Here is a 13,258-nt window from a genome sequence, read left to right on the forward strand (position 1 = left end):
TAGACTTCTATAATATTAAGGCAGCAATAGTTCCAAATATTATAAGAGGAATATTGTAATGTAGGAAAGTAGGCACACAAGTATCCCAGATATGATCATGTTGACTGTCAATATTAAGACCAGCCGTTGGTCCTAAAGTACTGTCTGAGGCAGGAGAACCGGCATCTCCTAAAGCTCCAGCTGTACCAACTAAAGCAATGATTGCGGCAGGACTAAATCCTAATGAAACAGCTAGAGGCACGTATATGGTAGCAATAATAGGGATAGTTCCAAAAGAAGTACCTATTCCCATAGTAATTATAAGTCCGATGAGTAACATTACAAAAGCAGCTATAATTTTGCTGCCGCCCAACATAGCACCAACAGCTTCAACTAATTGTTCAACACCGCCAGTGGCTCTGATTACAGCACCATAGCCTGAAGCTACCAACATTACAAAACCAATAAACCCCATTAGCCCTATTCCACCATTCATTAAATCATCAATATCTTTCCACTTAAAGGCACCAAAAATAAGCATTATAATAAGACCAGTTAAAGCGCCAAGTGGTAAAGACTTAGTTATTATTTGAACAACGAAAGCGGCTATAGCACCAATTAAGGCGGCGATATGTTCTTTGGTAAGACCTTCATGCTGGAAAGAGTTACTTACAATAGGCTCGTTAACATTTTTATATTCTCTCGGTTTTCTATAAGAGAAAAATACAGCTATAAATAACCCGATAATCATTCCAATGCCAGGAAGAAGCATGGATTTCCATATCATATTAGTTGTAGCATTTACTCCATTATCAATTAAAGCATCTCTAATAATATTGTGAAACATAAGACCAAAGCCTACAGGGATCATTACATAGGGAGCTTTTAATCCAAAAGTTAATGCACAAGCTGCAGCTCTTCTATCAATTTTTAACTTATTCATGATTGATAGTAATGGAGGTATTAGTATCGGTATAAATGCAATGTGAACGGGTATTAAATTTTGTGAAAAGCAAGCTATAAAAGCTAATAAAAGTACAAACATTACTCTTTTATCCTTAATTAAGTTTCCCATTTTTTTAGCTAAAATATCTGCTACACCAGTTTTACTTATAGCTATAGCTAAAGCACCTAGTAAAATATAACTTAAAGCAGTTTCAGAATTTCCACCCATTCCACCAATAAGAGTTTTCATAGTTTCTGTTAAAGACATATTCGCTAGTAATCCACCAGTTAAAGCTGCTAATATTAAAGCTAGTATTACATTTAATTTTAAAAGACACAGCACTGTCATTACAATGACAGATAATACTACTGGATTTAGTAACATAAAATCACCCCTTTATCATTTAAAATATAAGTCATATGAATTATGAACAAAAAGACACCTACCTTTATTTTGACAATATTTTAATATATTATTATTAAAATAAATTTAACTGTAGAACTATAACAAACTATGGCTATTAAATAAAAAGTTAATGATTTAAATTTTAATACGTTATCAGTCTAAAGTCAAGATGAATATTATTTCTTTACTTGAAAAAAATAGAAAAACATGTATAATATTTTAATAGTCAATAAAAGGAGTAATTTTATAAGTTATATTAAAGGAGATAACAAAGCCTTAATAAATGGTTATAGAATGAACGGAGGATATAAAGTAGATAAATAATAAATTATTATTGAAGAATGTATTCTTTTCATGTAGAATTATTTAGAGTTACTAAATAAAGTAATTTATGTTGATTAATCAATTAAGGAGAGATTGTATGACAAAGAAACCAAACTTAATAGAAGGAAACATTTCTAGTACCTTAACTAAATTGGCATTACCTATTATGGCTACCTCTTTTGTTCAGATGGCATATAATATGACAGATATGATATGGCTTGGCAGACTAAGTACAAATGCTGTAGCTGCTTCTGGAACAGCAGGATTCTTTACTTGGTTTGGGTCTGCTTTATTTATGATTCCTAAAATTGGAGCAGAAGTAGGAGTAGCTCAATCCTTTGGAAAAGATAAAATGGATGAGGCAAGAAAGTATGTTTCACACACTTTACAACTAGATATAATAATAGCATTGATATATTCTTTATTTATTATATTATTTAGACATAAACTTATAGGTTTTTTTGATTTAGGGGATCCTGAAGTAATACAAATGGCTGTAGATTATTTAGTAATTATAGCTTTTGGATTAGTTTTTTATTTTTTAAATCCTGTTTTTTCAGGGATATTCAATGGTTCAGGTAACAGTATTACTCCCTTTATAGTTAATGCTATTGGATTAGTATTAAATATGGTACTTGACCCAGTATTGATTTATGGAATAGGGCCTTTTCCTAGAATGGGTATAAAAGGAGCTGCATTAGCTACTATACTGGCTCAATTAATAGTTACTTGTATATTTATAGTTACAACTAAAAATCATAGAACTTTATTTTCTCATTTAAATATTTTTAAAACTCCTGAATTAAATTATGTAAAGAAAATATTTAAGCTTGGTTTTCCAGCTTTTATGCAAACAGGATTATTTGCTATGATTGCTATGGTTATTGCTAAGATAATAGCACAGTGGGGTCCAACACCAATTGCAGTTCAAAAAGTAGGTTCTCAGATTGAATCTATATCATGGATGACTGCAGGAGGCTTTTCTACTGCCATAAGTGCTTTCATAGGGCAAAATTATGGTGCTGGTAAATTTAAGAGAATTGAGGAAGGATATTATAAAGGATTACGAATTGTTGGTGTAATAGGAATATTTGCCACAATATTACTTATTTTTGGAGCAAAGCCTGTATTTAGGCTTTTTATACCTAATGATCCCGTAGCTTTAGAATATGGTATAATTTATTTAAAAATTCTAGGAATCTCTCAGTTTTTCATGTGTATAGAGATAGCTACAGGTGGAGCTTTTAATGGGTTAGGAAAAACTTTACCTCCAGCAGTTATAGGGATAGTTTTTAATGCTCTTAGAATACCCTCTGCTATAATACTTTCTAAATACACTTCATTAGGATTAAACGGAGTATGGTGGAGTATTAGCATAAGTAGTATTCTTAAAGGAATAGTGTTGACTGGATTATTTATATTTGCTATTAAAAAAGGTCTACAAGAAAATATATTGGACAATAGAATTGATTAAAAGTGGTTATTATTAAGTTTTTAAGTGTACTTTAAAATTTTAAAGTACACTTTTTAAATATATTAAAGAAGGATTTATATGATTAATGAAGAATATTATCTATAATGTAAAATTTTAGATAAATAATCAAGAAAAGGGTGGTAATTATGGTAAACGTTATAAATATATTTCAAGATTGTAAAGTTAGATTTATTTATTGAAAAGTACAATATAGGAGGATCAGGATTGAATAATGATAGATTATTAAAGATAATATATAAAGATGTTTATCTAAGAGAGTTATTAAAAGAAGATGTCGAAAAATATATTAGATGGAATACTATCGAAACAGAATGGACAAAGTGGGATGCACCTTGGGAAAAGATTGAATCCAAAGTAGAGAAAATTAGGGATGAATTTATGGAGATGTTCAATAAACCAAAACCTAAAGTCTCAGGGAGATTAAATATTTGCTATAAGGATGATACCTTGATTGGGAGTGTTAACGCCTATTATATAGGTAGTGATAAGCAGAATTTGGCGATTGGTATAGGAATAAGAGAAAGTAGTTATTGGGGAAAGGGATTAGGAAAACAGGCTTTCAGCCTTTGGATAGCTTATCTTTTCAATACTACTAGATTAGATAATATTTATACAGAAACATGGTCTGGAAATTTTAGGATGATTGGATTGGCACAAGACATAGGATTCTGTGAAGTTGCTGAAGAGAGAAGTATAAAAACAATAGAAGTTGATGGTAAATTATTTGATGGAATTGTTTTTAATTTAAAAAGAAATAGGTTCAAAAATAATAATGCTCAATTAATGGACAATGTAGCTGAACAATTAAGAGATTATAAATAAAATGGAAAGTAATAAAATACGATATATAAGAATCAAAAATCTTAAAATATATGTTGTAAAGACTTTACACAAGATTAGTTATAGAATAAATTAATCTAAAGAGAGATTTATTTATAATGATTTCTTACTTATTGAAAAATTATAAAATAAAAAGGGATTTTACTTTATGTGCAGAATATGTATTTGTATTGACACTAAATGATATTTTATGAAAGGAGTGGTGGTTATGAGAAAGAATACAACTAACCTTTTATCGTTGGAGGAAATTAAGATTTAGTAAATCTATTTCTTATCCATTGACGAAAGGTTTATTTGCTAGATAAATAATGAATAAATAATTGGGGGAAATAAAATATGTCAATGGAAAATAAAAAGAACTTAGGATGTAATATTTTTAATTGGATAGAAGAAAGTTTAAATCCAACAAATTGTACTTCTGAAGACTTTATTTATAATGAAATGGAGTCTCAATCAGGAAATAGCTTGCCAATAATATATCAGCCATTTGACGGAAGGAAAATTTCTCATTGGATAGATAGAGGTCTGCTTTATGATTTTCTTTATTCTACAGAGGGAGAAAATAAGAAATTGTTAGACTTTGGACCGGGAGATGGGTGGCCTTCATTAATCGTTGCACCTTACGCTAAAGAAGTAATAGGTATTGACTCTTCGACTCGTAGAATAGAAGTTTGTTCAGAAAATGCAAAGAGGCTTAGAATTACCAATGTTAAGTTTAAAAATTATGTTGTTGGAAGTAAAATACCTTTTGAAGATAATAGCTTTGATGGAGTCATGGCAGCTTCATCTGTAGAACAAACACCCAATCCAAAAGAAACTTTAAAAGAATTATATCGTGTTTTAAAACCAGAAGGAAGATTAAGAATTCATTACGAAGCATTAGGCAGATATAGAAATGGTGGAGAAAGGGATTTATGGATTGCAGACTTAAATGAGAAGTCTTGTAAACTAATATTATTTAATAGAAATATAGAGGATGAATATGTAATTCAGTATGGGTTAACTTTTGCTATGTCAAAGGAAGAACTAATGGGGAGATTATCAGCAAATGAAGGGGTTTCCTTTAACCAAATAACCATTCCTCTTTTACAGGAATTAAAATCTAAAATTACAAAAGCTCAAGTATTGAAAACCGTTCATCCTTCTGCAAAAACTATTATTTCTTGGTTAAAAGAAATAGGATTTAAAGAAGTCATTCCTTCCCATAGTGGTAGTTCAGTTGCATTTAAATTATTTAACCAATATGACAACAGTGAAAGACCTAAAGACTTACATTCTATTGATGAAGTTATAAAAAATGTTGTAAAAGTTGCAGTTCAATTAAAAGCACCAATAGAAATAGATCCTATGATTACAGCAATAAAATAGATTTTAAAAATATAAAGATTAAAGGAATAAATTAATTTATTCCTTTAATCTTCTTTAACTTTAAGAAGTTCTGTGAATTTCTTCCATTCTTTATAATAAGTATTGTCTTTATTTTTATTAACTTGTTTTTTATAGTCTTTTTCTATAGATTTGATTATAATAATAGATAACATCCAGATACCAATGGTAATAATATAAGGAGTAATTAGTTTATATATAGGCATTATAATTTTTCCTGTTCTATGTAGCAAAGATTGAGCCTCCTGTAGTCGGAAAAAAATTGAGAATATATGAAATACAGCCGAAAACTTTATTAAAACAGTAAGGATGACCTTGTAGATTTTTCCGTCTATAGAATCTCCAAGAATAAATTTCCATAAATCTGTAATCATAAAGATAGAAATGAGGAAAATTAAGATCACATAAGGGATGAAAAAGATTTCGACTTTGTTTATATACTGATTTATTTCAGGTGTGTATTCATGGGGTTGTAAAAATACTATCTCTCCCCTATATCTGATGATTTCCATAATAAGACTCGAAGCCATAAGGGATAATAACAATAGAATAATTATACCTTTAGTCATATTTCTTGACTTCACTACAATCACCCTCCCTTTTTTACTTTATATTATACAGTTATTATGCAATATTTGGAAGCAATATAAAACATTTAGCCTTTTTTAGAAAATATTATAATGAAAGTATATTTATATTGATTGCTTTACTTTTTTTATTGGTATAATTAAGATGGAAGAATAAGTATATTTTTAAAGATCTTAAAGTAGTAAATTGCAACTTAATAAATAAAAATTTATGTAAAGGAGAGATTTATCTAATGGATGTGTTAAATACGATCTTAACGAGAATAAGCATACGTAAATTTACAGGGGAACCTATTAAAGAAGAAGATTTAAACATCTTATTAAAATCAGGTTTTCAAGCACCTTCAGCTCATAATTATCAGCCTTGGCATTTTGTTGTAGTTAGAGATGAAGATGTAATTGAGAGAATAGCAGAATTTCATCCTTATGCAAAGATGTTACCTAAAGCTGGTTGTGGAATAATTGTCTGTGGTGATGAGGTAAAACAACCTAATAAAGGTTTTCTAGTAGAGGATTGTTCTGCTGCTATACAAAATATGTTGTTAGCAGCTCATGGAATAGGATTAGGAGCAGTTTGGTGTGGAATATATTCAGCTGATAAATTAGTAGATTCTGCTAAGGATGTATTAGGGTTACCTGAAAATATAATACCTATTGGGATGGTAGTTGTAGGAGTTAAGGATGAAGAAAAAGAGCCAACAGATAGGTATGATGCTAATAAAATACACTATAATAAATGGTAACATACTTTTTTAAATTTAAAAGGTACAGAGGAAAAAGAATAATGTGAGGAGAGTCATATTAATGAAGAGAAAAAACGAATTAGGAAAAATAAAAATTTTAACAAAAGGAATCCTTGAGTGGACTTTTACTTTACTTGCTTCTTTTATTATAGCAATAGTTATAAAGAACAATGTATTTGCTATGCCTGAAATAAAAGAAAGTTCTATGGAAAATACCTTCTTTGAAGGTGAAAAAGTGGTTTTAAATAGATTAAGCTATGCTTTTAAAGAACCAAAAAGAGGAGACGTAATAATTTTAAATAAATCTGAAGGAAAAAAAGGTGTATTGAATGGCATTTCCGTGGAAATAAAAGAAATGTATAAATTATTAAATGGAGAGATTTCAAGAAATCATTTACTTAAAAGAATAGTAGGTGTACCTGGAGATTTAATAGATATTAAAGATGGATACGTTTATTTAAATGGAGAGATAATTAAAGAATTTTATATAAAAGGAGAAACATCACCAAGGGATATGAAATTCCCTATAACTGTGCCTGATAATAAAGTATTTGTGTTAGGAGACAATAGAGAAGTTAGCTTAGATAGTAGAGAATTAGGATTTATTGATTATAATCAAATAGAAGGAAAAGTGGTATTTAGAATATGGCCGATAAATAAGATAGGAACAGTGTATGAAAATAAAGGAGTAAATTAAGAACTAGGTAGGAAAACTCTTACAAAGTTACTCTTAATGTGGTATCCTATAAAAGTATTGTGAGATTAGGAGAGTTAGAAATGAAAACAAGAAACAGTAAATCTATCCTATTAATACTTATTATAAGCTTTATAGTATTAGCAGTAGGATGTGAAAAGCAAGAACTAGAAGAGATAGAAGAACAAGGAGGACAAAATATGGAATTAAATCAGTTACAACCGCCAAATCAAGGAGAAGAAATAGCTGTCATTACTACTAATTATGGAGATGTTAAAATCAAATTTTTTCCAGAAATAGCACCGAAGGCTGTAGAAAATTTTAAGACTCATGCTAAAAATGGATATTATAATAAAGTTACTTTCCATAGAGTAATTAATGATTTTATGATTCAAGGAGGAGACCCAGATGGAACAGGAAGAGGCGGTGAAAGTATTTGGGGAGAACCTTTTGAAGACGAATTTGATATAAATTATCGTAACTTTAGAGGGGCATTATCTATGGCTAATGCAGGACCAAATACTAATGGCAGTCAATTCTTTATTGTGCAAAAACATAAGGTTGAAAAGGATATAATAGATCAGATGAAAGAGGCTGGGGAGGAAAAAGGATTCCCTGAAAGTGTAGTAAAAGCGTATGAGGAACTAGGAGGAACTTACTGGTTAGATGGTAAACATACAGTATTTGGTCAAGTATTTGAAGGAATGGATGTAGTAGATAAAATAGCAGAAGTAGAAGTTGATGGGAACGATAAGCCATCAGAACCTGTTGTAATGGAAGAAGTAAAAATAGTTGAATTTAAGTAAACAATATAATCAAAAGCCAGTATTTCTATAAACTATAGTTATCTGGCTTTTGATAATTTATTTAAGCAAATATTTTACTAGATAAAATATTCAATTTTAGCCTCTGGAAAGTGCTTTTCAACTGTTTGTAAGAAAAATTCTTTTAACTCGTCTATTTCGTTAGAAGTATAAATATATTTACCATATCCAAATTGACCAAACTTAAATTTTCGTTCTTCTTCATTCATCGGAAGTTTAGTATTAGGAAAAATATTTGTAATATTGGATTTAGCCCTACTAGTAAAACGATGAGTAATGAATTCAAAGGTTAAACTATCTGGAGACCAGTTCTCTGGCAAATTTTCATATAAATATTTTTCTAATAAAAGAAATAAGCTTCTATATTCGTTTTTCCAATTTTCAAATCTAAAAATAGGAGCAACTATAAACCCTATCGGATACCCAGCTTTTACAACTTTTGCTGCTGCTTCTAATCTTTCTATAAGAGAAGGGGTTCCGTGTTCAAATTTATTGATTATTTCTTGGCTATTTAGACTAAATCGAAATCTTGTATGGTTATTATGTTGGATAGTTAATAGACTATCAACGTTTGTAAACTTGGTAACAAATCTAAAGCGTCCTAGTTCTTCTTTTCCAAAAAACTCTATAGTCTTTTTTAAACTACCTGTATATTTTTCTACAGGGAGAGGATCAGATGTAGCAGCACCCTCAAATATAGTTATCTCTGGTGAACGACTTTGTATAATTTCTTTTGTAATATTTAATATTTCATCTATATTTACATAAACTCTCAAGTAAGGTTTTGGACCTAATGTAGTTGAAAGATAACAGTATTCACACATACCAGGACAGCTAGTGGCTAGTGGAAGTTGATAATGAGCTGATGGTTTACAGCTTTGAAAATCTTTACTTCTTCTAACTCCTATAACTAAGGTATTTTTTGCTTCTCTATAGGCTTCTTGAGGTGTATCTCCCTTAATACCAGTAACACGATTATGAGAAGTAGTAGGATTAATTGGAATATTCATAGATTTAAAATATCTAAAAATTTCTTTTCCTAAAGGATAATTTAAAGCTTCAGGTTCATAAAATATTTGTTTAGGCATAAAATCTGTCAAAACTATTCACCTCCAAGGCTTATTGTATCCTATTGAGAATAGTAATATTTATATTAGTTTTTATATATTTAGATTATATATAGAGAAAATAGAAAGTATTTAAAATTTACTTAATAGAACCATCATTGATAATTTCTCTTACAACTTGAGAAATTGTATATAAACCCTTTTCAATATCTTCTAAAGAAGCATAGGAATAGGAAATTCGTAAACTACAACTTGACTGAGGTTCATATATACTACCAGGATTAATCAATATGCCTCTTTCCAATGATTTGCTAAAAAGTTCATGCATATAAACTTTATCATTCAATTTTAGCCAAATATAAAATCCTCCTTTAGGGATATTCCATGTTGCAATATCAGAAAAATATTTATTTAAAGCAGAAAGTGTGACTTTTCTACGAACTTTTAACTGTTGCCTTATATATTGTAAATGTTCATCATATAAACCACTAGCAAACCATTCTGCTGCAATCCATTGAGACAATGAACTAGAACCATAATCTGTCTGCATCTTAATATCAGCTAATCGTTCAATAACAGGCTGGGGGCCAACTACCCATCCAATTCTCAATCCAGGACTTAATGATTTCGACATGCTTCCCAAATACAAAACAATTCCGTTTTTATCCATAGATTTTAATGGATAAGGTGACTGTTCATCAATCCATAAATCACGATAAACATCGTCTTCAATAATAGGCAGTCTTTCTTTTTCACATATTTCTAACAACTGTTTACGTCTTTGTATACTCATAACAATTCCAGTAGGATTATGAAAAGATGGGATTGTATATAGCAAAGCTCCATTTTTTTGCTGTTTATTATAAGCAATATTGTTTATTTGAATTCCTTCATCATCAATAGGCAATCCAGATAATCTCATATCCGCTGATTGAAACACATGAAGGGAATAGAGATAAGATGGTTCTTCTAAAAGAATAGTTGAACCTTTGCGTAGAAGACCTACAGAAATAAGTTGTAAAGCTTGCAATGCTCCAGAAACAATTAGAATGGAAGAAGGAGAAACACTAATTCCATATTTCTCTAAACGTCGACTTATTTCCTTACGAAGAAATAAAAGCCCTTTCGGCTCTTCGTAGCTTAAAGGTTTCATTTTTTCTGCTGACTTCTTAAATATTTCTTTCATCATTTCATTAGGTAAAAGTTCAGGAGATAATTCACCAGTACCAAGTCTGATAATTGAAGGATCGAATTCTGAACGATTAATTTCTTGAATAAAAAGTTGGTTAGGTTTATGAGCTCCTGCATTGACATAGGAAATCCAATCTGGGGGAAGGTTTGAAGAAAGCAAAGACCAGGTATTATTCATAACTACTGTTCCTCTACCTGATTTACCTAAGATCAGTCCCTCTGCTGCTAACTCATCTAGAGCTGTGGTAATTGTACTTCTGTTTACATTAAAGGTATTAGCTAACATTCTCTGGCTAGGTATTTTACTTCCTACAGGCCATTCTCCATTTTCTATTTTGTTCTTTATATATAAGGAAATTTGTCTATAGAGAGGCATAGGGCTTTTTTTATCAGGTTTCCATTCTATATTGGGCATAATATTTTCCTCCTAGTATCTGACTTTATATAATTATATAATTTGGTTGGTTTTATTACAAGCCAAATGGATGGCGACATTAAACTTATAATACACTATAATGAAATCAAGTTATCGTTTAAATGATTTCAATTGGTGAAATATAAAATTTGGAAGGAAAGGTTGGTAGAATTTATGAAGATGAATGATTTTAAATTAGAGGTCTATTTTAATAAGTATGAATTTACCGCACCCTATTTGCTTACACAATCTGATTGTGAGACTATGACTATTAAAGATTTACTTAAGTTTGAAAAGGGGGCAGAAGAAAAGTTTTTAGAAAGTGGACTTGGCTATACAGAAGTTCAAGGGAGTCCAGAACTAAGGGAAGAAATTGCAAGACTTTATTCTAATATAGATGTTGATGGAATTTTAGTCCATGTAGGTGCTCAAGAAGCAATTTTTAACTATATGAATGTTGTTCTTGAACCTAATGATCATGTTATTTGTCAGTTTCCTGTATACCAATCTCTTTACGAAGTTGCGAATTCCATTGGATGTGAAGTCTCTAAATGGGAATTGAAACAAAGTGAACATGGATGGACAATGGATATAGAAGAGCTAAAAGGTTTAGTAAAATCTAATACTAAACTAATTGCTATAAATACACCAAATAATCCTACAGGTTATGTTATTAGCTTAGATGAAATCAACGCAATTACTGAAATAGCTAGAAAAAATAACATACTTGTTTTCTGTGATGAAGTATATAAAGGACTCGAATATGATGGAGATAGATTACCCTGGTTTTCTGATGTATATGAAAATGCAGTATCTTTAGGAGTAATGTCTAAAGCTTATGGTCTTGCAGGTTTAAGAATTGGTTGGATTGCTACACAAAATAAGAAAATATATGATGAATTAATTCGTTTTAAACATTATACTTCTATTTGTAGTAGCAGTACTAGTGAATTTTTAGCAACAATTGCTCTTAAACATGGTGATAAAATTTTAGAAAGAAATAAAAAAATTATACAAGATAATTTAAAAATTAGTGATAGCTTTTTTGAAAGATATCCAGAATTATTTGTTAATAATCATCCACAGGCTGGTCCAATTGCTTTTCACAAGATAAATATTAATCAACCTGTTGAAGGCTTTTGTGAAGATTTAGTAACCAAAAAAGGTGTTCTTCTTTTACCAGCAAACATTTATGCTTTTAATGATAACTATTTTAGAATGGGATATGGCAGAAAAAACTTTGAGGAGAGTTTAGCAAAGTTTGAAGAATATCTTATACAAAATAGATTTGGAAAATAAAATTTATAAAACTATGAAGACTTTATTATTAAAACAGAAAGATGTTGAAAAGTTAATTACAATGAGTAGAAATTCTTCATAATAAAGGTCAAGTAGAAGAGGTAAAGGTAGCAGGAAGTGCAGTTATTATCATGGAGGGTACAATGCTATTATAATTAAACTTATATTAGTTTAATATTATAGATAATAGACTTATTAAGGACGGTTAATATTTATTATGGGGTGAATTGTATGAAAGCTAAAATTGAATCCATTATAAAAAACTACGTTAATAATTATCATAATATTCAAGATATAGAAACTAGGTGGAAAGAACCAATAGTCTCTTTTGCTAATGCAAACGATCCAATATTTTATAAACTAAAGGAAGTGGTAAGCCCTACCCATAGTTTACCTAAGGATTTTATGGAAGAAGCAGAAACTGTTATTGCTTATTTTATACCTTTTGAAAATAATGTTACTAAGAGTAATTCAGAGGGAAAGATGAGTTCTAAAATTTGGGCTACTGCTTATGTCGAAACAAATAAACTTATACTTGATTTAAATAGACATCTAAAAAATAAGTTAGAGGAAATGTCCTATCAATCGGAAATCATTCCAGCAACTCATAACTTCGATACAGAAAAACTTATTAGTGATTGGTCCCATAGGCATGTAGCATATATAACAGGATTGGGAGGATTTGGCTTAAACAATATGTTAATAACAGACAAAGGATGCTGTGGAAGGATAGGAACTGTAATTACAAACTTAAAAATTGAACCTACAGAAAGAAAGGACAAAGAATATTGTCTTTATAAGTATAATGGAAGTTGTAAAAAATGTGTTGATAGATGTGTAAATAATGCCTTAACAGTAGACGGATTTAACAGAAAAAGATGTTATGATATGTGTCTGGCTAACGCTGAGATATATGAGGATATAGGATTAGCAGACGTTTGTGGAAAGTGTTTAGCTAATATACCCTGTTCCTTTATTGATCCAATAAAATAAAAGAATCAAAAGATAATATGATGAATATAAAATAAGAGTGTTATCAATGAAGGTATAGAGATAGATAAAG

At 29.9% G+C, this 13,258-nt stretch carries 12 protein-coding genes; 8 read left to right on the forward strand and 4 right to left on the reverse strand.

Annotated features, from left to right (window positions below; genetic code table 11):
- Positions 1 to 7 precede the first annotated feature (7 nt).
- A complete protein-coding gene (locus KQI42_RS07350; protein ID WP_216518331.1) occupies positions 8 to 1,309 on the reverse strand; it encodes a Na+/H+ antiporter family protein in 1,302 nt (433 codons plus the stop codon).
- Positions 1,310 to 1,751: 442 nt separating this feature from the next.
- Between KQI42_RS07350 and KQI42_RS07355 the strand changes: the two genes are divergently transcribed.
- From KQI42_RS07355 to KQI42_RS07365, 3 genes are all read left to right on the forward strand, one after another.
- A complete protein-coding gene (locus tag KQI42_RS07355) occupies positions 1,752 to 3,128 on the forward strand; it encodes an MATE family efflux transporter (RefSeq protein WP_216518333.1) in 1,377 nt (458 codons plus the stop codon).
- Positions 3,129 to 3,353: 225 nt separating this feature from the next.
- On the forward strand, positions 3,354 to 3,971 hold the full coding sequence (locus KQI42_RS07360) for a GNAT family N-acetyltransferase (RefSeq protein WP_216518335.1): 618 nt from the start codon (positions 3,354 to 3,356) through the stop codon (positions 3,969 to 3,971).
- A 354-nt stretch (positions 3,972 to 4,325) separates the two neighbouring features.
- Entirely contained in the window at positions 4,326 to 5,357 is a 1,032-nt protein-coding gene (locus KQI42_RS07365) for a class I SAM-dependent methyltransferase (RefSeq protein WP_216518337.1), read from the forward strand.
- A 44-nt stretch (positions 5,358 to 5,401) separates the two neighbouring features.
- Here the strand turns inward: KQI42_RS07365 and KQI42_RS07370 are convergent, their stop codons facing one another.
- Positions 5,402 to 5,959 carry a hypothetical protein gene (locus tag KQI42_RS07370; RefSeq protein ID WP_216518339.1) on the reverse strand — a complete coding sequence of 186 codons (558 nt, stop codon included), beginning with the start codon at positions 5,957 to 5,959 and terminating at the stop codon, positions 5,402 to 5,404.
- Positions 5,960 to 6,195: 236 nt separating this feature from the next.
- Here KQI42_RS07370 and KQI42_RS07375 point away from each other — a divergent pair, with 236 nt between their 5' ends.
- The 3 genes from KQI42_RS07375 to KQI42_RS07385 all read left to right on the forward strand — a co-directional run bounded on the left by KQI42_RS07375 (position 6,196) and on the right by KQI42_RS07385 (position 8,205).
- Entirely contained in the window at positions 6,196 to 6,705 is a 510-nt protein-coding gene (locus KQI42_RS07375; protein ID WP_216518341.1) for a nitroreductase family protein, read from the forward strand.
- A 61-nt stretch (positions 6,706 to 6,766) separates the two neighbouring features.
- On the forward strand, positions 6,767 to 7,402 hold the full coding sequence (gene lepB / locus KQI42_RS07380; protein ID WP_216518360.1) for a signal peptidase I: 636 nt from the start codon (positions 6,767 to 6,769) through the stop codon (positions 7,400 to 7,402).
- Positions 7,403 to 7,599: 197 nt separating this feature from the next.
- Complete coding sequence (locus tag KQI42_RS07385; RefSeq protein ID WP_246566253.1) at positions 7,600 to 8,205, forward strand: peptidylprolyl isomerase; 606 nt, start codon at positions 7,600 to 7,602, stop codon at positions 8,203 to 8,205.
- Between the two features lie 77 nt (positions 8,206 to 8,282).
- On the opposite strand, the gene splB is transcribed toward KQI42_RS07385, so the two are convergent.
- Both splB and pdxR read right to left on the reverse strand, forming a co-directional pair.
- Positions 8,283 to 9,323 (reverse strand): spore photoproduct lyase, encoded by a 1,041-nt coding sequence (splB, locus tag KQI42_RS07390; protein WP_246566231.1) that lies wholly within the window; start codon positions 9,321 to 9,323, stop codon positions 8,283 to 8,285.
- A 106-nt stretch (positions 9,324 to 9,429) separates the two neighbouring features.
- Positions 9,430 to 10,896: a MocR-like pyridoxine biosynthesis transcription factor PdxR gene (gene pdxR / locus KQI42_RS07395; RefSeq protein WP_216518364.1), complete on the reverse strand. Its 1,467-nt coding sequence runs from the start codon at positions 10,894 to 10,896 to the stop codon at positions 9,430 to 9,432.
- 162 nt (positions 10,897 to 11,058) lie between these two features.
- On the opposite strand from pdxR, the gene KQI42_RS07400 reads away from it, so the two are divergent.
- Positions 11,059 to 12,195: an aminotransferase class I/II-fold pyridoxal phosphate-dependent enzyme gene (locus KQI42_RS07400; protein ID WP_246566233.1), complete on the forward strand. Its 1,137-nt coding sequence runs from the start codon at positions 11,059 to 11,061 to the stop codon at positions 12,193 to 12,195.
- Positions 12,196 to 12,426: 231 nt separating this feature from the next.
- Complete coding sequence (locus KQI42_RS07405; protein ID WP_216518366.1) at positions 12,427 to 13,188, forward strand: hypothetical protein; 762 nt, start codon at positions 12,427 to 12,429, stop codon at positions 13,186 to 13,188.
- The last annotated feature ends 70 nt before the right edge of the window (positions 13,189 to 13,258 follow it).

Origin of the sequence: Tissierella simiarum, assembly GCF_018917865.1 — a bacterium.
Taxonomy (GTDB): Bacteria; Bacillota; Clostridia; order Tissierellales; family Tissierellaceae; genus Tissierella_C; species Tissierella_C simiarum.